The sequence below is a fragment of the Dinoroseobacter sp. S375 genome, from assembly GCF_049800775.1.
Lineage (GTDB): Bacteria > Pseudomonadota > Alphaproteobacteria > Rhodobacterales > Rhodobacteraceae > Dinoroseobacter.
The window spans coordinates 774,483-795,209 of sequence record NZ_JBNAFR010000001.1; the positions used below are offsets into that span (position 1 = coordinate 774,483).

Below are 20,727 nucleotides of genomic sequence, written 5' to 3' on the forward strand. Positions count from 1 at the left end.
ATGACTGATCGCAAAACCCCGAAATCCATGTCCGGACCCAGCCGTCGCGCTGTGATGGCCGGCGGCACGGCGCTGGCGGCCTCGCTGTTTTTGCCCAAGGACCTGCGCGCGGCGGATTTCCCGACCGCCGAGGTGAACACGACCGGGCTGGCCGTGACCGACGACACGGTCACCATCGGCATCCTGCACTCCGTTACGGGCACCATGGCGATTTCGGAAACCGGCTCCGTGCAGGCCGAGAAGCTCGCCATCGAGCAGATCAACGCCCAGGGCGGCATCCTTGGCCGCAAGATCGAGTATATCCAGGAAGACGGTGCCTCCGACTGGCCGACCTTTGCCGAAAAGGCCCGCAAGCTGCTGGTCAACGACAAGGTCGCCTCGGTCATGGGCTGCTGGACCTCGGCCAGCCGCAAGGCCGTCTTGCCTGTCTTCGAACAGCATAACGGCTTCCTCTACTACCCGACCTTCTACGAAGGCCTCGAGCAGTCGCCGAACGTCATCTATACCGGTCAGGAAGCCACCCAGCAGATCATCGCGGGCCTCGACTGGGTCTCCGAGACCAAGGGCGCCAAGACCTTCTACCTGCTCGGCTCCGACTACATCTGGCCGCGCACCTCGAACAAGATCGCGCGCAAGCATATCGAGAACTTCCTCGAAGGCTCCAAGGTCGTGGGGGAAGAGTATTACCCGCTCGGCCATACCCAGTTCAACTCGGTCATCAACAAGATCCGCCTGCGCAAGCCTGACGTGATCTATGCGATCGTTGTGGGTGGCTCGAACGTGGCCTTCTACAAGCAGCTCAAGGCCGCGGGCATCGACCCGGCTGGCGAGAGCCCGCTCGTGCTGACCATCTCGGTGACCGAGGACGAGATCCGCGGCATCGGTGGCGAGAACATCGAAGGCACCTATGCCTGCATGAAGTACTTCCAGAGCCTGGAAAACGAGAACAACCTCGATTTCGTCCGCGCCTTCAAAGAGATGTGGGGCGAGGACATGGTGATCGGCGACGTGACCCAGGCTGCCTATCTCGGACCGTGGCTCTGGAAAGCCGCTGTCGAAAAAGCCGGTTCGTTCGATGTGAACAAGGTCCGCGAAGCGAGCCCGGGCATCGAACTCACCACAGCCCCCGAGGGCTACGTCAAGGTCCATGAGAACCACCACCTCTGGTCCAAGACGCGCGTGGGTCGTGCGAAGGCCGACGGTCAGTACGACGTCGTGTTCGAGACTGCAGAGCTGGTCGAGCCGGATCCGTTTCCCGAAGGCTACCAGTAAGCTGCAAGCGAGGGAGGGCGCGGTGCCAGGCGCGCCCTCTCCCACTTCTCCCCCGGCGTTTTCCTAATCCCCCCAGAGGTTTGCGATGTTTTCCGACTATTCGATGGGCGAGCTCGGCGCGATTTTCGCGATGCAGGGTTTCGCCGGTCTCATCCTGTTTTCCGTCTTTGTCCTCATGGCCCTGGGGCTCGCCATCATCTTTGGTCAGATGGGCGTGATCAACATGGCCCATGGCGAGTTCATGATCCTCGGGGCCTATGTCACCTACCTGACCTCGAATGTCTTCGCGACCTACCTGCCAGACCTCTTCAGCATCTATTTCTTTGTCGCGATGATCCTCGCCTTCCTTGCCTCGGGCGCCCTGGGCCTGATCGTGGAATGGGGGCTCATACGACATCTCTATAAACGCCCGCTGGATACGCTTCTGGCGACCTGGGGCCTCAGCCTCATCCTGCAGCAGATCTATCGCAGCGTCTTTGGCGCGCGGGAGGTCGGCGTGACGATTCCCGACTGGATGATGGGCTCGCTGCCCCTGACGGACCTCGTGGAGATCCCGATCAACGGGATCTTCGTGATGGTGCTCGCAACCTGCATCTCGATTGCCGTCTACGTGATGATGTTCCGCTCCTCCTGGGGCCTGCAGGTGCGCGCGATCAACCAGAACCGCGTCATGGCGGATGCCACGGGCATCAACACCGCCTGGACCGACCGGCTGACCTTCGGGATCGGCTGCGGCGTGGCCGGTGTGGCGGGCTCGGCCTTTACGATGATCGGCTCCACCGGGCCGACGGCGGGGCAGCTTTATATCGTGGACACCTTCCTCGTGGTGGTCTTCGGCGGCGCGGGCAGTCTGCTCGGCACCATCGCCAGTGCCTTCTCGATCAGTCAGGCCCAGTCGATCATGGAATTCTTCCTCTCGGGCTCGATGGCCAAGGTTCTGACCCTGCTCGTGGTGGTCGGCATCCTGATGGTGCGTCCGCAAGGCCTCTTCTCCCTGAAACTGCGCAAGTAAGGAGCTCGACCCGATGCAGGTTTCCTCCAACCGTATCTTCACCCGTCAGGACGTGATTGCCTTTGCTGTGCTGGCTGCCGTGATCTTTGTCCTGCTGCCCCTCGCGCTCGACAGCTTTCGTCTGAACCTGTTCGGCAAGTACCTGACCTATGCCTTCGTCGCTGTGGGGCTCGTGCTCTGCTGGGGCGCAGGCGGCATCCTCAGCCTCGGCCAGGGCGTGTTCTTCGGCCTTGGCGGGTATTGCATGGCAATGTTCCTCAAGCTGGAGGCCTCGACCCCAGAAAACACCGCGATCCAGTCCACGCCCGGTATTCCCGACTTCATGGACTGGAACCAGCTGACGGCCCTGCCCTGGTGGTGGGAACCCTTCAACAACCTCGCCTTCGCCCTGCTCGCAGTCGTCGCGGTCCCGGTCATCTTTGCCTTCATCATCGGGGTGGCCATGTTCACCCGGCGGGTGGGCGGCGTCTACTTCGCCATCATCACCCAGGCCTTTGCCGCGATCCTCACAATCCTGATCATCGGGCAGCAAGGCTTCACGGGCGGCGTGAACGGGATCACCGACCTGCGCACCCTGAATGGCTGGGACATCCGCACGGATGAGGCCAAGGAACTGCTCTATTACGTCAATGGCGTACTGCTCTTTCTCTGCCTCGCCATCGCGCAATATGTCCGCAAGTCCAAGCTCGGACGGCTTCTGATCGCCATGCGCGACCAGGAAGATCGGGTGCGTTTCTCCGGCTACAACGTTGCGAGCTTCAAGATCTTCATCTTCTGCCTCGGCGCGGCCTTCGCGGGCGTCGGTGGCGCGATGTTCACCCTACAGGTGGGGTTCATGTCCCCGACGCTTGTCGGGATCGTCCCCTCGATCGAGATGGTCATCTTCTGCGCCGTGGGCGGACGCCTGTCCATCGTCGGCGCGGTCTATGGCGCACTTCTGGTGAACTGGGCCAAGACCTCGCTCTCGGAAAGCTTCCCCGAGCTGTGGTTGCTGGGTCTGGGCGGTCTCTTCATCGCGGTTGTGATGCTCTTCCCGAACGGTCTGGCCGGTGTCTATTCCGAGCATGTGGCCCCGCGCATCGCGGCCCTGTTCAAGAAGACGCCCCCCGATCCCGACCCCGCCAACACCCCCACCGCGCCGACGTCCACGACGGTCGCGCCAGCCGCCAAGACGGCCGCGGAATAGGAGCCAGCCATGCAAGGACATAACCCCAATTTCGTGCTCGCGGTCGAAGGGCTCACGGTTTCCTTCGACGGGTTCAAGGCGGTGGACGATCTCAGCTTCTATGTAGAGCCGAACGAGTGCCGCGTGATCATCGGACCCAACGGGGCGGGCAAGACCACGGTGCTCGACCTGATCTGCGGGCGCACCAAGGCCACGAGCGGGTCGGTGAACTTCAAGGGTCTGGAGCTGCTGGAAAAGCGCGAGGACCAGATCGTCCATGCGGGTGTCGGGCGCAAGTTCCAGACCCCGTCGGTCTATGAGGATCTCACGGTCTTCGAAAACCTCGAGCTCAGCTATCCGCGCGGGCATTCGGTCTTTGGCGCCCTGCTCTTTCGCCGCGACCAGGAGGTGCAGGCCCGCATCCAGGAGATCGCCGAGACGATCTTTCTCGACGACCAACTCGAAGAGAAAGCCGCCTATCTCAGCCATGGCCAGAAGCAGTGGCTCGAGATCGGGATGTTGCTGATCCAGGACCCGGAGCTGTTGATGCTGGACGAGCCCGTGGCGGGCATGTCCGTGGCCGAACGCAAGAAAACCGCCGAGCTGCTCAACAAGATCATCAAGGACCGCTCGGTCATCGTGATCGAGCATGACATGGGCTTCGTCGCGGATATCGCGACCCGGGTCACCGTGCTGCATCAGGGCAAGACCCTGTCCGAAGGCTCGATGGAGCGGGTGCAGGCCGATCCCAAAGTCATCGAAGTCTATCTCGGCCACTGAAGGAGATCCGCAATGCTGTCCGTCGAAAACCTCTGTGCGGCCTATGGCGAGTCCGAGGTGCTGCACAGCCTCAACCTGGATGTGAAACCCGCCGAGATCGTGGCCGTCATGGGCCGCAACGGGATGGGCAAGACCACCCTGATGAAGACCCTGATGGGGATCGTGCCCGAGAAAGACGGGAGCGCCCGGATCGGGGACACCTCGATTGCAGGCATGAAACCGCATCAGCGGGTCTCGTCCGGCATCGCCTATGTGCCCCAGGGCCGGATGATCTTCTCGTCCATGACGGTGCGCGAGAATATCGAGACCGGCCTGACCTCGACCGGTTCCAAGACAGTGCCCGAGGATATCTATGAGCTTTTCCCGGTGCTGCTGGAGATGAAATCGCGCCGCGGCGGCAACCTGTCGGGCGGTCAGCAGCAGCAGCTGGCGATTGCCCGGGCGCTGGCGAGCGATCCGAAGGTTCTGTTGCTGGATGAGCCGACCGAGGGGATCCAGCCCTCGATCATCCGCGAGATGGCCCGGACCCTGCGCAAGATCCGGGACCAGAAGGGCCTGACGATCATCGTGTCGGAACAGGTGCTGAGCTTTGCGCTCGACGTGGCGGACCGGGTGATCGTGATCGAGAACGGCACCTTCGTCCATGACAGCCCGCGCGACGGGATCGACGAGGCGAAAGTCTCAAAATTCCTATCGGTTTGACCAAGAAGGAGAGGACCTAACCATGGCTGACACACTGATTTCGGTGGATCTCAGCGAGAGCCCGCACACGAATGAGAATGTGCACAATCGCTGGCATCCCGACATTCCGATCAATGTCTGGGTCGAACCCGGGGACGATTTCAAGATCGAGACCTATGACTGGACCGGCGGACAGATCAAGAATAACGACGACGCCTCCGACGTGCGCGACGTGGAGCTGGAACAGGTGCACTACCTGTCCGGTCCCATCGGGGTCAAAGGGGCCGAACCGGGCGATCTTCTGGTGGTCGATATCCTCGATATCGGTGCCAAGGAAGAGATGCTCTGGGGCTTCAACGGCTTCTTCTCGAAACAGAATGGCGGCGGTTTCCTGACCGAGCATTTCCCCGAGGCCCAGAAATCGATCTGGGATTTCGACGGCATGTTCACAAAGTCCCGCCACGTGCCGGGCGTGAAATATGCCGGCCTGATCCACCCGGGCCTGATCGGCTGTCTGCCGGATCGCAAGATGCTGGACATGTGGAACAGCCGCGAGACCAAGCTGTTCAACACCGACCCGGAGCGTACGCCGCCCCTGGCCGCCCTGCCCAACACCCAGAGCGCGCATATGGGCGCGATGAAGGGCGACGCCCGCGATCAGGCCGCCACCGAGGCCGCCCGGACCGTCCCGCCGCGCGAGCATGGCGGGAATTGTGACATCAAGGACCTGAGCCGCGGCTGCAAGATCTACTTCCCGGTCTATGTGGACGGCGCGGGTCTCTCGATGGGGGATCTCCACTTCAGCCAGGGCGATGGCGAGATCACCTTCTGCGGCGCGATCGAGATGGCCGGCTGGCTGCATCTCAAGGTCGAGCTGATCAAGGGCGGTGTCGAGAAATACGGCGTCAAGAACCCGATCTTCAAGCCCTCGCCGATCAAGCCGGTCTATGATGACTACCTGATCTTCGAAGGCATCTCCGTCGATGAGGCGGGCGAGCAGCACTATCTGGATGTCCATGTCGCCTATCGTCAGGCCTGCCTGAACGCGATCGAGTATCTCAAGAAGTTCGGCTACACGGGCGCTCAGGCCTACGCGATCCTCGGGACAGCCCCCGTGCAGGGGCATATCTCGGGCGTGGTGGACATACCAAACGCCTGTGCCACGCTCTGGCTCCCCAATGACATCTTCGAATGGGACATGATGCCGAATGCCAACGGCCCGACCAAGTATCTGGACGGTTCGGTGGACATCCCGCTCGCGCCCGATCTCTGAGTCCTCACCTGAGGGAGGCCTTCGGGCCTCCCATTTTTCCCGCGCCCGGAGACCCCGATGCCCGTTTATGATTACCTCTGCGATGAGTGCGGCCCCTTCACCGCTTTGAATTCCATCGCCAATTACAAAGAGCCCTGCGAATGCCCCGATTGCGCGGCCGAGAGCCCGCGGGTCATGCTCAACGTGCCGCGCCTTGCCATGATGAGCAATGCGAGCCGCACGGCCCACGCCACCAACGAACGCAGCGCTGACAGTCCCAAGCGGTCCAAGAACCACGGGCCGAACTGCGGCTGCTGTGGCGGTGGATCGTCGAAAATGCCCTCGAAAACCCTGCATCACAGCAATGGCGCCAAGTCCTTTCCGACCAAGCGTCCCTGGATGATTTCACACTGACCCCATCAGTCGAGGGTTCCTCCTCCAATGGGGGCAGGGAGGAGAGCGGCGCGCGGGCCCTAGGCCTGCGCGCCTTTTTCATGCGCGGATCCTGGGGTCTACCGGGTCTGGAAGGCCAGCGGCCACATGAAGTCGAGCGGTTTGTAGCCCTGCCCGAGATACTGCACCGTCCCGCCCCCGTCGGTCATGTTATAGCCCGGGTGCAGCGCGCCAGCGGGCACTGAAAACGGAAAGAACGCGCCCGTCTCGGGATTGTAGGACGCGGTCGCGTGGCACGCATGGCAGCTCGCGTTGAACCGGGTCCAATAGGCCGCCTGGGCCGTGTTCGGACTGCCGGCGAAATCCTCCATATCCGCATGACCGAGGATCACAGGCACGGTGCCGTTGCCATCCACGGTGAACCGGATCTGCGTGCCATTGGGCGCGTAGCCCTCGAACCCGAAGCCCCCGATCCCCGCCTCGTCCAGAAGCGCGTCGATATCCGCTTCGCTCAGCGGTGCGCGTTGGGTGATGAAACTGTCGCGGACATGGGCCACGCCCGGGTTGTCGTTGAACTCGAAAGTGCTCCAGAACCAACTGGGGGCCTCGTCGTAGAACATCTGCCCCGGATCCGGCAGGGATTGCATCTTCACCATCAGGTGCAGGCCGCGCCACCAGTATTCCCCGCCCTCGAAGGGAAAGGTCAGCGCGCCCTCGGGCACCGGGCTGCCTTCGGTCACCTGCAGCCATGACGCCTTGAGCTCGATCGAGCCCACGGGCATGTCCACATAGTCGTTCTTGGTGAAAAACGCCGCGATGCCGCGTTTCGTGGTCAGGTCACTATCGACCAGATAGTCATAGCTGATCTGGTTGCGGTTGACCTCTTCATTGGCGCCGTCCGGATCGGCCGTGGCCACGCGCCCGGCCTCCAGATCCTTTTTCTCGGCCGAGGGTTTCATGGTGCTGCGCGCCATGTTCGAGAAATCGAACGGGACTGCCGTGGCGAAGGTGTCCGGATCCGTGGGCCACGCCATCCAGAGCGGCACCTGCCCGGTTCCGGACATGCCGCGATCGGGATCCGCGATAAGCTGGTTGACCCGGGCAAAGATCATCCAGGCGAGACGCTCGCGATCCGCGAGATCCCCCTCAAAGGCGAAACTGGCGCAATCGGCGGCGAAGGCCGCGTCGGCTTTGGTCAGCCAGCCGGGCCCGGTGCAGGCCTCGGTGCCCTGGGCCTGTGCCGTGCTGGCGCCGATCAGCGCGAGACCGGTGCAGAGCGCGGCCTGTCGAGTGATGGTCATGATGGGTGCCCCCCTTGAATGGAATAGGTTTGAAGAAAGCGAAACGTGGCAAACTGCTGGAACTGTATCCCATTCCGCGCCAATCGGGAGAAAACTTGCCCACTGACTTGGGAAACCTCGCCGTGTCCACGCGCAAAGATTAGGCGCGCGGAGGGCCTGCGCCTTAGCAGGACCGCCCCGAAACCCTGTCGAAAACCGGGCAGGCCCGGCGGCATGTCGCATCCGGAGGTTGAGTGTTTCCCCTCTGCGCCGCGCAGCGCTACACCGGGGGGAGGCAGGGCACATAGGCACCGGAGACCGGAGAATGACGAGCATCTACGACGATTTGCAGATCGGGGCAGAGGCCCAGGCCACACGCCTGTGCCGCGAGGAAGACCTGATCGTCTTTGCCAATACCTCCGGCAATTTCAATCCGTTGAACGTGCCCGATCAGGATGGCGACGGGGATGGCCGCCCCGAGGCCGTGGCCCCGTCCATGTGGGTGGCCTCGCTGATCTCGTCGGTGCTGGGCAATCAGCTGCCGGGGCCCGGTACGCGCTACCGGTCCCAGAGCCTGACCTTTGTCGGGCAGGCCATGGCGGGCGAGACCCTGATCGCGCGGGTCCGCGTGCGCGAGAAATTCGCCGACCGGGTGGTGCGCCTCGATACCTGGGTCGAGACCGATACCGGGCGGCTGCTGGTCGAAGGCGAGGCCGAGGTCTATGCGCCCGAGGTGCTTGTGAGCCTCGACCGCGATCAGGTGCCGGGCCTTGTGGTGCAGCGCCATGTGCATTTCGACGAGATGATCGCCCGGGCCGAGCCCCTGCCGCCCTTCACCACCGCCGTGGTCGCCCCCGAAGAGCCCGATGCGCTGGCCGGTGCGATCCTCGGGGCCGAGCATACGCTGATCACGCCGCTCCTGATCGGGGATCCGGACAAGATCGCCAGCGCCGCCGAGACCCGGGGCCTCGACCTCTCCCCCTACGAGATCATAGCCGAACCCCAGCACAAGGCCGCCGCCAAGCGCGCCGTGCAGCTCGTGCATGAGGGGCGGGCCAAGGCGATCATGAAGGGGCATCTGCATACGGATGTCCTGCTGAGTGCGATCCTCAAGAAAGATGGCGGGCTGCGCGGGACCCGGCGGCTGAGCCATGTCTTCGTGATGGATGTGCCCGGGCTCGACCACCCGATCATGATCACCGATGCCGCGATCAACATCGCCCCGGATCTCAAGACCAAGGCGGATATCATCCAGAATGCCATCGATCTGGCCAATGCCATCGGGATCGACACGCCCAAGGTCGGCATCCTCTCGGCGGTCGAGACCGTGAACCCCGCGATCCCTTCGACCCTCGACGCGGCGATCCTGTCCAAGATGGCCGAGCGCGGGCAGATCACCGGCGGGCTGGTGGACGGCCCGCTCGCCATGGACAACGCGGTGGATCTGGCGGCGGCGCGCACAAAGGGCATCACCTCGATGGTGGCCGGGCGCGCGGATATCCTGATCGCGCCGAACCTGGAGGCCGGGAACATGCTCGCCAAGGAGCTGACCTTCCTCGCCCATGCGGATGCGGGCGGGATCGTGATGGGGGCCCAATGCCCGGTGATCCTGACCAGCCGGGCCGATAGCGATCAGGCGAGGCTGGCCTCCTGCGCCATCGCCGCCCTCGCCGTCGGAGCCGCCGGATGAGCGTGCTGCTGACCCTGAATGCGGGCAGCTCCTCGGTCAAATTCTCGGTCTACGCGGTCGCCGCCGAGCCGACCCTGATGGTCGAGGGGCTGGTGGACGGGCTGGGCCCGGACGCGCGGCTGATCCTGCGCGGGCAGGATCGCGCCCCCCTGCCTCTTGGCCCCACGGACCATGCGGGCGCGATGGCGGCGATCCTTGCGGCCCTGGCGCCGGTGCTTGCCGGGCGCGCGGTGGCCGGGATCGGGCACCGCATCGTCCATGGCGGCCCGGCCTATGGCGCGCCCGTGGTGCTGACGCCCGAGGTTCTGGACCAGCTCCGCGCCTTCATCCCGCTCGCCCCGCTGCACCAGCCCCATAACCTCGCCATGGTCACCGCCGCGCAGGAGGCCTTTCCGGACGCGGTGCAGATCGGTTGTTTCGATACGGCGTTCCACAAAGGGCACCCTTGGGTGAACGACACCTTCGCCCTGCCCCGCCGGTTCCACGACGCGGGCGTGCGGCGCTACGGCTTCCATGGGCTGTCCTATGACTACATCACCGACCACCTGCGCGCGACGGACCCCGCGCTGGCCGCCGGGCGGATCGTGATCGCCCATCTGGGAAACGGGGCCTCCATGTGCGCGGTCCGCGACGGACAAAGCGTGGGCTCGAGCATGGGCTTCTCGGCGCTGGACGGGCTGCCCATGGGCACACGCTGCGGCCAGCTCGACCCGGGCGTGCTGCTTTACCTGATGGATCAGGGGCTGAGTGCGGCCGAGATCGCCACGCTCCTCTACACCGAGAGCGGGCTGAAGGGTCTGTCGGGGATCAGTCACGATATGCGCACGCTGCTGGCGAGCGACGCGCCCGAGGCGGCGGAAGCGATCGATTACTACGTGTTCCGCATCCGCCGCGAGCTGGGTGCGATGACGGCGGTGCTGGGCGGGCTCGACGGGCTGGTCTTCTGCGGCGGCATCGGCGAGCACGCAGCGCCCGTGCGCGCCCGGGTGATCGAGGGGATGGGCTATCTCGGCCTGACCCTCGATGCCGGGGCCAATGACGGCGACGCGCGGCAGATCGGGGGCGGACCCGTGCCGATCCTCGTCATTCCCACGGATGAAGAGCGGGTGATCGCCCGCGCGGTGGCCCGCAGCCTGACCGGCTGACCCGACCATGACTTGCGGCGCAGCCGTTTTGCCGCCATCGTTGATCCAACGGCCGGACAGGACCCCATGCCAAACGACACTGCCCCCAGCGACACCCCGCTCTACCTGACCACGAAGGAGGTCGCGGATCTGCTGCGGGTGCGCGAGCGCAAGGTCTATGACCTCGCCGGGGCGGATGAAATCCCCCACCGTCGGATCACCGGCAAGCTGCTGTTCCCGCGCGACGAGATCATGGCCTGGATTGATGGTTCCGGCGAGGCCGCGCCCGCGCAGGTGCCCGATGTGCTCACCGGCTCCCATGATCCGCTGCTCGCCTGGGCCGTCGGCGAGAGCGATGGCGGGCTCGCGGTACTGCAGAACGGCAGTGCGGACGGGCTGGCCTGCTTTGCCCAGGGCAAGGCGGCGCTGGCCGGGTTGCACATTCCCGAGGGCGACGGGCGCTGGAACCGGAACACGGTCGCGTCCCACGGATTGCGGGACTGCGTCCTGATCCGCTGGGCCCTTCGGGAGCGCGGGCTGATCCTCGCCCCCGGGATCGCGGACCGGGTCAAGAACCTCAACGATCTCGCAGGTCTGCGCATGGTCCGGCGGCAGTCCGGCGCCGGGGCGGCGGCGCTGCTTGATCAGCTTCTGGCGGGCGTGGGCCTCTCGGCAGAAGCACTGGCCCCGGCCGAAGGTGTCGCGCGCACGGAAACCGATGCCGCGCTCGCCGTGGCCTCGGGCGCTGCGGATGCGGCCCTCGGCATTGCCGCCATGGCGCGGCAGTTCAAGCTCGGCTTCCTGCCGATCCTGATGGAGCCCTTCGATTTGCTGATCGACCGGCGGGCCTATTTCACGCCGCCGGTGCAAAGCCTCCTGCAGGTCGCCCGAACACCCGAGATCACGCAAAAGGCCGCGTCGCTGGGCGGGTATGACATCGCGAGCATGGGCGAGGTCCTGTGGAACGCGGCCTGAGCCGCGTCAGCCCCCCGCATTCGGGAAGAAGAGCTGCTGCCCGTCGAGCTTGAAGGACGCGATGGCGGCTTGCCCCTCCGGTGAGAGGATCCAGTCCACGAAGCCCTGCCCGAGCTCGGCCTTGACCCGGGGGTGGACCTCCGGGTTCACGAGGATGATGCCGTATTGGTTGAACAGACGCGGGTCGCCCTCGACCAGGATCCGGTGGCCCGCCTTGTTGCCAAAGGCGATCCATGTGGCGCGGTCGGTCATCACATAGCCGCCCATGCCGATCCCGGTATTCAGGGTCGCCCCCATGCCCGAGCCGGTCTCGCGATACCAACCGCCTGAGGCGTCCTGCGCGTCGATCCCACTTTCGGCCCACAGCCTCAGCTCGGCTTTGTTCGTCCCGCTGTCATCGCCCCGGCTGAGAAACGGAGCCTCGGCCTCGGCGATCTGGCGCAGGGCTGCGGTCACATCCGTCTCACCGGCCACGCCTGCGGGGTCCGCCGCCGGGCCCACGATCACGAAGTCATTATACATCACATCCGCGCGCGAGACGCCGTAGCCCTCGGCCACAAAGGACATCTCGGCCTCCTTGGCATGGACAAAGAGCACATCGCCATCCCCATTGGCCGCGTTGCGCAGCGCCTGTCCCGTGCCCACGGCCACCACGCGCACATCGACGCCGCTTTGCGCCTCGTAGATCGGCAGGAGATGGTCAAACAGGCCTGAATTCTGGGTCGAGGTCGTGGATTGAACGAGGATGAAGCGGTCTTCGGTCGCGGCCCCCGACAGGGCAAAACACGACAGCCCGGCCCCCAGCGCCAGGGCTATAAAACGAGATTTTAGGGACACGATTTCCTCCTCGGATCGGGATACAAACAAGAATTCCCGGGGACTTAGTCGAGCAGCCGACCATCGAGCCAGGCGGCCATTTCCGGGCTGCGCGGCGCATGCAGAACCTGCGCGGCGCGGCCTGCTTCGGCCACGCGGCCCTTGTGCAAAAAGACCACGTCATCGGCCAGACGCTGGGCCTGACCGCGATCATGGGTCACCATCACCACCGAGACGCCTGCCCCATGGGCGGCCTCCACGAGGGTTTCGATATGACGGGTCGCGGCGGGATCGAGGCTCGCCGTGGGCTCGTCCAGCAAGAGCATTCGAGGCTCGGTCGAAAGCGCGCGGGCTACCGCAAGCCGTTGCTGCTCGCCGCCCGACAGGACACGGGCCGGACGGTGGGCCAGATCGCTGAGCCCCGCGCGGTCCAGCGCCTCGGCCTCGCGGGCGGCGCGGGCCTGCCCCCGGACACCGCGCACCGACAGGGCAAAGCGCAGATTGCCAAGCACCGACCGGCGCAGCAGGACCGGACGCTGCAGCACCATGGCCTGGGCGGCGCGAGCAGAACTGTCGAGGGAGTTACCCTCCCATTGGACCGTCCCGGTATCGGGGGTAATCAACCCGTGCAGCACCCGCAGGAGCAGGCTCTTGCCCGCCCCGTTGGCCCCGAGGATCACCGTCTTGCGCCCGGGTCGGATCGCGAGGGTCAGGTTGTCGAGCAGCCGCACGCCGCGCCGGGTCAGGCAGATATCCTGAACGGCGAGCTGGGCCGGGCCCGGCAGGCTGGTGCCATCGGCGACCAGCGGCAGGTCTGGAGAGAGGTCACGCATAAGCCGCCCTCACCGCCGAGGCGCGCACGGACATCACCAGCGCATTCACGATCACCGCCAGCGTCAGCAGGATCACCCCGAGCGCCAGAGCCAGCTCCAGATTGCCCTTGGAGGTTTCCAGCGCGATCGAGGTCGTCATGACCCGGGTCGCATGGTCGATATTGCCGCCGACAATCATCACCGCGCCAACCTCAGCCACGGCCCGCCCGAACCCGGCCAGCGCCACAGTCAGCAGCGTGTAGCGCGCATCCCAGAGATAGGCGGTGATCCGGTCCAGCGGTCCGACCTGCAGCGATGCGAATTGCTCGGCATATTCCACGTTCAGATCGGCCACCACCTGCCGCGTGAGCGCGGCGATGATCGGCGTCACCAGCAATGTCTGGGCGACGATCATCGCCGTGGGTGTGTAAAGCAGGCCAAGGGTCCCCAGTGGCCCTGCCGCCGACAGCATCAGATAGACGAGCAGCCCCACCACCACAGGGGGCATGCCCATTGCTGCGTTCAGCAGGACCACCAGAACCGTTCGCCCCGGAAACCGAAACGCGCCGGCAGCCGCCCCTAGCGGCAAACCGATCAGACAAGAGAGAGCGACGGCGGTGAGGGTGACACGCAACGACAGGCCGATGATCTCCAACAGGTCCGGATCCCATGCAAAGATCAGACCAAAAGCATCTGCGAGAATGCTCCAGAAACCCGGCATCGTTAAGCGTCTCCTTCCCCTGTGCGGGAAGAAATGCACAAAAATGCAGTTAGGGCCAGCGAAAAGCACCCTGCAATACACGCTCCGGATGAGAAACGCGTGTTTTGCATGTGACTTTCCAACGGGTAACGCGTGGCCTACGACTATCGTCGCGAGACCTGCGGTCGCGCCTAAGGGCGGTCGGGGTTAGCGGGTCTCGTGCAGCTTGCCGCTGATCCAATAGGCGTAGCTCACGCCCACATTGTCCATCAGCTCACTGAGCTCACTGGCCTGCGAGACCATCTGCGCCTGAGCCTGGAGAAAGATATTGCCGGTCCGGTCGACATATTTCGGCATGGTATCCACACCGTCCAGCGACTGGGCATAGCTGATCCAATCGCTCCAATCCTTGATCCAGGACTGTTGCAGGGCATTCATCCGCTTGTAGGTCGCCTCCGCCAGTTCCCAGCTTTCGGCCATCGTGTCGGCGGTCGGCGGCTTCGCGGCCAGTTGCGCGGCGTTGCGCGAATTGGTCAGGGCCCGGGTGGCGAGGCTGGCCTGCAGTTTCGCCGTGGTCTCGAACGCGCTTTCCATGGGGAAACCTCTCAGACGCCGCCCAATCGGGTCAGCATGGTGTGAATCGCGCGGATCTGCACCGCGTCGCGCGAATAGTAATCCGGCGCATAGGGGTCCTCAGCGCTGTAGCCCCACCAGTCCCAGCAGCCCTCGGGGTTCTGGACGTCATTGCTGTCACCGCCCTCGGCCTGGGGAAAGAGCAGGATCAGGTCATTCGCCTCGGCCCATTCCATATAGCCGGTGCTGCGCACATAGCGGTCGCCATAGGGCGGCTGGTTCTGGCTGTCTTCGCGGCCATTGACGAAATTGATATAGGCATAGCCCTGTTTGCAGCCGTGCAAGACCACATGGACCCCGATCGCCTGCGCCTCACCAGAGGCCACGCGGGAGGGAATATAGGCATAGCCGAATTCCGACATGGAGGCCTTGGGCGCGCCGGTTTCGACAAACTCCGACTGATCGAAGCGAATAAGGTCGCCCAGACACGACGACGCCGGGGGATGGGCGCCGGGATAGAGATGGTCGAGAATCTGGTGCGACTGCACGAACGGACCCCGGTTGATATAGGGGGGCTCGTTCGCGGCAAGGAGGGAATCTTCGGGGTTCATGGTGATGATCGAATGCCCCGCGGGCACATCATCCACGAACATCACCGCATCGCCCGCAACGCCGAGCTCTTCATAGAAGGCCCGGGTCGCGTGCACGGCGTATTGGTTGACCACCTTGGCCTCGGAGCCCGTGAAAATATAGAGCCTCTGCCCCGCAAGGTTGGACAGGTCGTCGATATTCGCGGTTTGATGCGCCAGTTGCGCCAGCTTCTTGGGATTGGGCGCGGTCGACGGGGTCAGCGGCGTCATCGCCACATAAAACGAGTTCAGAATGCAGGAGGTCGGCGCAAGCGGCGCCGCCTCGAAGGTCTCGGCCGCCCGGTAAGGACCACCCGCGATGACCCCCGCCCCGATAAAGGAGGAAGAATGCGCGACATGCAGTTGGACCGTCATGAAGGCCCCGGACGACAGCCCGGAGATGGAGTGACGCTTGTCAGAAGGAAAACTCGGAAGGGTAACGATGGCACTGTCGAACATTAACGTCCCTTGGGTCACAAAGCTTCCTGCATGTCGCGCAGTACGTTTCCAGTCAGAGGGCTGGAGACACTCGAACCGTCTGGACAGAACACTCCGGACGTAAGGTTACTTTCTGCCATGCAGCATGATTCAGGCAAGCGTTTATTTTGCTGCTGCAGCATTTTGTCCGCTTTCCGCCGATTATACGAAAAACAGCAACAAAATAGGGATCTCAAAGACAGGGAAGCCTAATAAGCGACCATGGTTTTGAGCGTGTATGTTGCAACTGCATCGTTTTCATCATCCCGCAGATCCACATGCCAGCGCACTTCACCGTAGTCGTCCGTCCGGCGGGTTTTGCGCTTGACCGTCAGTCGAGCGTGAACGCTTGTTCCCGGTACGACGGGCTTTTCGAACTGCAGGTCTTCGAGCCCGGTATTGGCCAGAACGGGCCCCTCCGAGGGTTCCACGAAGAGACCCGCTGCAAAGGACAGCAACAGATAGCCATGGGCCACGCGCCCGGCAAAGAACGGGTTGCGCGCCGCTGCATCCTCGTCGAGATGCGCGTAGAACCGGTCCCCCGTGAAATCGGCGAAATGGGCGATATCGTCCTGAGTGACCTCGCGCGCCGCCGTCTCGAGGGTCTCGCCAATTTCAAGCTCGTGGAACCGCCGCTGAAACGGATGGCAGGGGCCGGTCTGCTGCGCAGAACCCGGCACCCAGATCCCGCCAATCGCCGTCAGCAGGTCGGGACTGCCCTGAATCGCGGTCCGTTGCATATAGTGCAGCACGCCGCGCACCCCGCCGAGCTCTTCGCCGCCACCGGCCCGCCCGGGTCCGCCATGGACCATATGCGGCAGCGGGGCGCCATGGCCGGTCGCCTCGGCCATGCTGTGGCGGTTGTTGACATAGAGCCGCCCGTGGAAGGCCGCCGCACCCAGCGCGACGTCGCGCGCAAACCCGGTATCAGCGGTGATGACCGAGGCCACCAGACTGCCGCCGCCGCGGTTCACCAGATCCACCGCCTCTTCCGGATCGCCATAGCCCATGACCGTCGCCACGGGGCCGAACGCCTCGACCGCATGGAGCGCCCGGGCCCCGCGCGGATCGGCACAATGATAGAGCATGGGCGGCAGGAAGGCCCCGGCCTCCGCATCCGCGCCATGGACCTCAAACGCGTCGGGATTGCCGCAGACCCGCTCGGCCTCGCCGCCCACGATCGCGGCCTTGGCCAGCACATCCTCCCGCTGCGCAGCCGAGACCAGCGCGCCCATCTGCGTCCCGGCCTCGGCAGGATGGCCGATCACCGTCTGCGCAAGCCGCGCGGACAGGGCCGTAAGCACCGGGTCCAGATGGGCGTCGGGGACGAGGATCCGGCGGATTGCCGTGCATTTCTGCCCGGCCTTCACGGTCATCTCGCGATGCACCTCGGTGACAAAGAGGTCAAACTCAGGCGTGCCCGGCCCCGCATCGGGCCCGAGGATCGACGCGTTCAGGCTGTCCTGCTCGGCCACGAAACGCACAGAGTTGCGCAGCAGGTGGTCTGACCCGCGCAGCATCAGCGCGGTCTCGGCGGACCCAGTGAAGCTCACCACGTCCTGACAGTCGAGCTGATCCAGAAGGTCTCCCAACCCGCCGGTCACAAGCTGCAGCGCGCCATCGGGCAGGATCCCGCTCTGCACGATCAGCCGCAGGCAGGCCTCGGTCACCTGACAGGTTGCCGTGGCCGGCTTCACGATGGCTGGCATCCCGGCCAGAAGGGTCGGCGCAAGCTTTTCCAGCATACCCCAGACCGGAAAGTTGAAGGCGTTGATATGAACCGCGACACCCTGCAGCGGGGTGCAGATATGCTGGCCCACGAAAGTACCGGAGCGTGAGAGCGCCTCGACCCCGCCATCCAGATAGACCTGGCCATCGGGCATCTCGCGCCGCCCCTTGGACGCGATGACGAACATCGTGCCGATCCCGCCTTCGATATCGATCTTGCCATCGGCCCGGGTCGCACCGGTGCGCAGGGACAGGGTATGGAGCTGCTCTTTATGGGTGTTGAGATAAGTCGCCAGCGCCTTGAGCATCCGGGCCCGGTCATGGAACCCCATGGCGCGCAGGGCCGGCCCGCCAACCCGGCGGGCATAGTCGCGCATCGCGCCGAGATCGAGCGCCCCGTTCCCCGCCCGGCCCAGTGGCGCCCCCGTAACCGCATCGGTGACAAGCCGGGCCCCGTCGCCGGGCGGCACCCAGTCGCCAAGGGCGAAGCTTTCAATATTCTGCAGTGTCATATCCCCTCCCCGAGATTGCGCCACGGGATGCCCCGCGTCTTGCGGCGATACTGCGCGGCCTCAGGGCCGAAGACCAGTCCCCGCCCGCGCGCCCGCAGAGGTTGCGGGTCGGGGCTAGGGATCGGGATGAGCAGCCCGGAGGCATTCGAGGAACTCGCGGGTCTTGCGGTCCGGCTCGGGGTTGCGGCGCGCCACGGCGGCAAAGGTCGTCGCATAAGCCGTCTCGCCCGGGGCCACCGGGCGCACATGCCCCTTGCGCAGGAAAGCCGCAGCAACGTGATCGGCCAGAAATCCCAGGTAGCGCCCCGATTGCACCAGAAGCGACAGCGCCTCTTCTTCCTGCACCCGGGCGCTGCGCTCCAGCCCAAGGGAGGCCGCGGCATGCATGTTCGGCGAGTTGAAGGCGTAGCCCGCATATTTGTACTGCGCGAGGTCCAACTCGGCGAGCGGCGTGCTCTGGGGGATGTGAAAGAGCGGATGCCCGACCCCGCAATAGAGCGTCATATGCTCGGTATAGAGCGGCTGATAGCTCAGCAGGCTGGAATCCCGGTGGATCGGCACAATCGCCAGATCGAGCGAGCCATCGGTCACCCGGGCCTCCAGAACCCCGGGCGCGGCCAAGGCGATCTCGAGCGCGACATCCGGCGCCAGCGCGTCAAAGGCGCGGATCGCCCCGTCCACCTGCGCCCGCGGGTTGGTCGAGGATTGGTCGAACAGCCCCAGCCGCAAGGTCCCGGTCAGATGGGTGTGAATGCTGTCGATCTCGGCCTGAAACCCGTCGATGGAGGCAAGAAGCCGCCGCGCTGCCTCGAGCACCAGCTCCCCTTCAGGGGTCAGCGAGAACCCGGAGGGCCCGCGATTGCAGAGTTTCAGCCCGATCCGAAGCTCCAGATCCGAGATATGTTTCGAGATCGTCGAGCGCCCGATGTTCAGCTCCACCTCCGAAGCCGCGAAGCCGCCGCACTCGGTCACTGTGATAAATATGCGGACCAGCCGAATATCAACGTCGCTTAGGGTTCTTAAGTGTGCGCGATTGAGCATCCAAGGTTTCCTGTGCTTGCAACTATAGTCGCCCATAATGCAACTTACCAAAAGACGTACGATCCGTATGATGCGTCCATTCAAAGAACACGCGTAAAACGTGTGATTGTCCTACAGGGAGACAGAGAAGTGTCTATAAAGCCCCCACTATCGGAGCTGCCGATCAAGACCGCTGATACCGGTTTTTATCGCGGCTTCAGCCTAAATGTGACCGTCGTCAGCAAAATCATCATCAGCGTCCTGGTCGTCTGGTGTATTGTCTGGCCGACGGAAGCCGGTACGATCCTCGGCAACTGGAACACCGCGATCCTCGCGCAATTCGCCGCCTGGTATATCTGGGTCGTCGCAGCCTTCGTGCTGGTCTGCATCGGTCTGGCCCTCTGGCCAGCGGCCGGTCGCCTCAACCTCGGCGTGGCCGGGGAAACACCTGAGTTTTCGAATTTCTCGTGGTTTTCCATGATGTTCGGCGCCGGTATCGGCGTTGGCATGCTGACATGGGCCGTGGCCGAACCGGTCGCGCATTTCCAGAACAACCCTTCTGTGATCATGGGTGAAACCACCGCCCTGGGCGCAGACAATGTGCGGACGGCCTATGTCTGGTCCTATCTGCATTGGGGTCTGGGTGCCTGGGCCTGCTATGCGATTGCCGGTCTCTCGCTGGCCTTCTTCAGCTATCGCCGGGGCCTGCCCCTGACGATCCGGTCCTCGCTGACACCGCTCTTCGGCAAGTCGCTTTCGGGCACGGTCGGCCATGTCATCGACATCGTTGCGGTGGTTGCGACCATTCTCGGCGTGGCCCAGACGCTCGGATTCGGCGTCGAGCAATTTGTGGCCGGTCTGACACGGATCGGGTTTGGCGGTCTGGCCAACCCGGATGGCTCTGCCACGACCTTCGGGATTGTGATCGCCCTGCTGGTGATCATGGGCGCCTCGACCATTTCGGCGCTGTCCGGGGTTGGCAAGGGCATCAAGTGGCTGTCCAACATCAACATGACCCTGTCGATCGTCCTGCTCGGCTTCTTCATCCTGTTCGGGGCAACCTGGTTCGGGGCGATGGCCTTCTTCGTCGGCATCTGGGACTACATCCTCGCCCTGCCCTTCCTGAGCTTCAACGTCTACAGCTCTGACGGGGTCGAAGGCTCCCAAGCCTTCCTGCTGACCCAGTGGCAAGGCTGGTGGCCGGTGTTCTACTGGGCCTGGTGGATTGCCTTTGCGCCCTTCGTGGGCCTGTTCCTCGCACGCATCTCGCGCGGTCGTTCGATCCGTGAATTCGTGCTGGGCGCGATGATCGTGCCGTCCCTGATGTGCTTTGTCTGGTTCGCATGGGCTGGTGGCACCGCCATCGATCTGGAGCTCACCGGAGGCGCCGATGGCGTGATCCTGGGCGCGGCCAATGGCGACAAGATCTTCGCCATGACCGAGTTCATGCTCGCACCGATTGCCGAGGCTCTGGCCTGGGGCATGGCGGTTCTGATCGTTGTGCTGCTGCTGACTTTCCTGGTGACCTCTGCGGACTCTGCCGTTCTGATCGTGAACACGATCAACGCGGCGGGTGACGAAGGGCCCAAGGCGCGTCCGCATATCCTCTTCTGGGGGGCGGCTCTGGCGCTGGTGGTTGGCGGTCTGCTGATCTCGGGCGGCACGGGCGCGATCCAGACCGCGATGGTGATCGGGGCGCTGCCCTTCTCCATCGTGATGGCACTGATGTGCGTGGCTCTGATCAAGGCGATCTGGAACGATGGGCGGCGCGAAGCTGCCGGTGTCGCCACCACCATCGATCCCGAGACATCGACCATGCCCGCGGAATAATCCGCA

Annotated in this window: 19 protein-coding genes; 11 read left to right on the top strand and 8 right to left on the bottom strand. The window is 64.2% G+C overall.

All coding sequences use genetic code 11. The features are described 5' to 3' along the window. The 7 genes from urtA to ACP150_RS03755 all read left to right on the top strand — a co-directional run bounded on the left by urtA (position 1) and on the right by ACP150_RS03755 (position 6,576). A complete protein-coding gene (gene urtA / locus ACP150_RS03725) occupies positions 1 to 1,272 on the top strand; it encodes an urea ABC transporter substrate-binding protein (protein WP_424965198.1) in 1,272 nt (423 codons plus the stop codon). A gap of 85 nt (positions 1,273 to 1,357) precedes the next feature. Beyond that, a complete protein-coding gene (urtB, locus tag ACP150_RS03730) occupies positions 1,358 to 2,284 on the top strand; it encodes an urea ABC transporter permease subunit UrtB (RefSeq protein WP_424965199.1) in 927 nt (308 codons plus the stop codon). Between the two features lie 13 nt (positions 2,285 to 2,297). Further along, positions 2,298 to 3,470, top strand: coding sequence for an urea ABC transporter permease subunit UrtC (gene urtC / locus ACP150_RS03735; protein WP_424965200.1), 1,173 nt, complete (start codon positions 2,298 to 2,300; stop codon positions 3,468 to 3,470). 9 nt (positions 3,471 to 3,479) lie between these two features. Then, on the top strand, positions 3,480 to 4,229 hold the full coding sequence (urtD, locus tag ACP150_RS03740) for an urea ABC transporter ATP-binding protein UrtD (protein WP_424965201.1): 750 nt from the start codon (positions 3,480 to 3,482) through the stop codon (positions 4,227 to 4,229). A 12-nt stretch (positions 4,230 to 4,241) separates the two neighbouring features. Further along, the gene (gene urtE, locus ACP150_RS03745; RefSeq protein ID WP_424965202.1) at positions 4,242 to 4,931 is read left to right on the top strand and encodes an urea ABC transporter ATP-binding subunit UrtE; all 690 of its coding nucleotides are present in this window, start codon (positions 4,242 to 4,244) and stop codon (positions 4,929 to 4,931) included. A gap of 22 nt (positions 4,932 to 4,953) precedes the next feature. Next, positions 4,954 to 6,183 (top strand): formamidase, encoded by a 1,230-nt coding sequence (gene fmdA / locus ACP150_RS03750; protein ID WP_424965203.1) that lies wholly within the window; start codon positions 4,954 to 4,956, stop codon positions 6,181 to 6,183. A gap of 57 nt (positions 6,184 to 6,240) precedes the next feature. Next, positions 6,241 to 6,576 (top strand): FmdB family zinc ribbon protein, encoded by a 336-nt coding sequence (locus tag ACP150_RS03755; protein WP_424965204.1) that lies wholly within the window; start codon positions 6,241 to 6,243, stop codon positions 6,574 to 6,576. 98 nt (positions 6,577 to 6,674) lie between these two features. Here ACP150_RS03755 and ACP150_RS03760 read toward each other — a convergent pair whose 3' ends face one another. Then, on the bottom strand, positions 6,675 to 7,856 hold the full coding sequence (locus ACP150_RS03760) for a hypothetical protein (RefSeq protein ID WP_424965205.1): 1,182 nt from the start codon (positions 7,854 to 7,856) through the stop codon (positions 6,675 to 6,677). Positions 7,857 to 8,160: 304 nt separating this feature from the next. On the opposite strand from ACP150_RS03760, the gene ACP150_RS03765 reads away from it, so the two are divergent. From ACP150_RS03765 to ACP150_RS03775, 3 genes are all read left to right on the top strand, one after another. Further along, a complete protein-coding gene (locus ACP150_RS03765) occupies positions 8,161 to 9,525 on the top strand; it encodes a bifunctional enoyl-CoA hydratase/phosphate acetyltransferase (protein ID WP_424965206.1) in 1,365 nt (454 codons plus the stop codon). Next, positions 9,522 to 10,670 (top strand): acetate/propionate family kinase, encoded by a 1,149-nt coding sequence (locus tag ACP150_RS03770; RefSeq protein WP_424965207.1) that lies wholly within the window; start codon positions 9,522 to 9,524, stop codon positions 10,668 to 10,670. Before ACP150_RS03765 ends, ACP150_RS03770 begins: the two co-directional genes overlap by 4 nt. A gap of 66 nt (positions 10,671 to 10,736) precedes the next feature. Then, positions 10,737 to 11,624 carry a substrate-binding domain-containing protein gene (locus tag ACP150_RS03775; RefSeq protein ID WP_424965208.1) on the top strand — a complete coding sequence of 296 codons (888 nt, stop codon included), beginning with the start codon at positions 10,737 to 10,739 and terminating at the stop codon, positions 11,622 to 11,624. 6 nt (positions 11,625 to 11,630) lie between these two features. On the opposite strand, the gene ACP150_RS03780 is transcribed toward ACP150_RS03775, so the two are convergent. From ACP150_RS03780 to ACP150_RS03810, 7 genes are all read right to left on the bottom strand, one after another. Further along, positions 11,631 to 12,461 (bottom strand): substrate-binding domain-containing protein, encoded by an 831-nt coding sequence (locus ACP150_RS03780; RefSeq protein WP_424965209.1) that lies wholly within the window; start codon positions 12,459 to 12,461, stop codon positions 11,631 to 11,633. Between the two features lie 44 nt (positions 12,462 to 12,505). Further along, positions 12,506 to 13,273, bottom strand: a complete 768-nt coding sequence (locus ACP150_RS03785) for an ATP-binding cassette domain-containing protein (RefSeq protein ID WP_424965210.1) — start codon at positions 13,271 to 13,273, stop codon at positions 12,506 to 12,508. After that, positions 13,266 to 13,973 (bottom strand): ABC transporter permease, encoded by a 708-nt coding sequence (locus tag ACP150_RS03790; RefSeq protein WP_424965211.1) that lies wholly within the window; start codon positions 13,971 to 13,973, stop codon positions 13,266 to 13,268. Before ACP150_RS03790 ends, ACP150_RS03785 begins: the two co-directional genes overlap by 8 nt. A 186-nt stretch (positions 13,974 to 14,159) precedes the next feature. Beyond that, the gene (locus ACP150_RS03795) at positions 14,160 to 14,546 is read right to left on the bottom strand and encodes a hypothetical protein (protein WP_424965212.1); all 387 of its coding nucleotides are present in this window, start codon (positions 14,544 to 14,546) and stop codon (positions 14,160 to 14,162) included. Between the two features lie 11 nt (positions 14,547 to 14,557). Further along, positions 14,558 to 15,529, bottom strand: coding sequence for a hypothetical protein (locus tag ACP150_RS03800; RefSeq protein WP_424965213.1), 972 nt, complete (start codon positions 15,527 to 15,529; stop codon positions 14,558 to 14,560). A gap of 311 nt (positions 15,530 to 15,840) precedes the next feature. Next, positions 15,841 to 17,871 carry a phenylacetic acid degradation bifunctional protein PaaZ gene (paaZ, locus tag ACP150_RS03805; protein WP_424965214.1) on the bottom strand — a complete coding sequence of 677 codons (2,031 nt, stop codon included), beginning with the start codon at positions 17,869 to 17,871 and terminating at the stop codon, positions 15,841 to 15,843. A gap of 114 nt (positions 17,872 to 17,985) precedes the next feature. Beyond that, a complete protein-coding gene (locus tag ACP150_RS03810) occupies positions 17,986 to 18,948 on the bottom strand; it encodes a LysR family transcriptional regulator (RefSeq protein WP_424965215.1) in 963 nt (320 codons plus the stop codon). 93 nt (positions 18,949 to 19,041) lie between these two features. Here ACP150_RS03810 and ACP150_RS03815 point away from each other — a divergent pair, with 93 nt between their 5' ends. After that, entirely contained in the window at positions 19,042 to 20,721 is a 1,680-nt protein-coding gene (locus ACP150_RS03815) for a BCCT family transporter (protein ID WP_424965216.1), read from the top strand. Positions 20,722 to 20,727: the final 6 nt, after the last annotated feature.

Bases quoted from the DNA above. Each gene is read 5' to 3' on its own strand.
- ACP150_RS03775 (WP_424965208.1), top strand. From the start codon at position 10,737: ATGCCAAACGACACTGCCCCCAGCGACACCCCGCTCTACCTGACCACG.
- urtC (WP_424965200.1), top strand. From the start codon at position 2,298: ATGCAGGTTTCCTCCAACCGTATCTTCACCCGTCAGGACGTGATTGCC.
- ACP150_RS03795 (WP_424965212.1), bottom strand. From the start codon at position 14,546: ATGGAAAGCGCGTTCGAGACCACGGCGAAACTGCAGGCCAGCCTCGCC.
- urtD (WP_424965201.1), top strand. From the start codon at position 3,480: ATGCAAGGACATAACCCCAATTTCGTGCTCGCGGTCGAAGGGCTCACG.
- urtE (WP_424965202.1), top strand. From the start codon at position 4,242: ATGCTGTCCGTCGAAAACCTCTGTGCGGCCTATGGCGAGTCCGAGGTG.
- ACP150_RS03790 (WP_424965211.1), bottom strand. From the start codon at position 13,973: ATGCCGGGTTTCTGGAGCATTCTCGCAGATGCTTTTGGTCTGATCTTT.
- ACP150_RS03810 (WP_424965215.1), bottom strand. From the start codon at position 18,948: ATGGGCGACTATAGTTGCAAGCACAGGAAACCTTGGATGCTCAATCGC.
- fmdA (WP_424965203.1), top strand. From the start codon at position 4,954: ATGGCTGACACACTGATTTCGGTGGATCTCAGCGAGAGCCCGCACACG.
- ACP150_RS03800 (WP_424965213.1), bottom strand. From the start codon at position 15,529: ATGACGGTCCAACTGCATGTCGCGCATTCTTCCTCCTTTATCGGGGCG.
- urtA (WP_424965198.1), top strand. From the start codon at position 1: ATGACTGATCGCAAAACCCCGAAATCCATGTCCGGACCCAGCCGTCGC.
- ACP150_RS03765 (WP_424965206.1), top strand. From the start codon at position 8,161: ATGACGAGCATCTACGACGATTTGCAGATCGGGGCAGAGGCCCAGGCC.
- urtB (WP_424965199.1), top strand. From the start codon at position 1,358: ATGTTTTCCGACTATTCGATGGGCGAGCTCGGCGCGATTTTCGCGATG.
- ACP150_RS03760 (WP_424965205.1), bottom strand. From the start codon at position 7,856: ATGACCATCACTCGACAGGCCGCGCTCTGCACCGGTCTCGCGCTGATC.
- ACP150_RS03770 (WP_424965207.1), top strand. From the start codon at position 9,522: ATGAGCGTGCTGCTGACCCTGAATGCGGGCAGCTCCTCGGTCAAATTC.
- ACP150_RS03755 (WP_424965204.1), top strand. From the start codon at position 6,241: ATGCCCGTTTATGATTACCTCTGCGATGAGTGCGGCCCCTTCACCGCT.
- ACP150_RS03785 (WP_424965210.1), bottom strand. From the start codon at position 13,273: ATGCGTGACCTCTCTCCAGACCTGCCGCTGGTCGCCGATGGCACCAGC.
- paaZ (WP_424965214.1), bottom strand. From the start codon at position 17,871: ATGACACTGCAGAATATTGAAAGCTTCGCCCTTGGCGACTGGGTGCCG.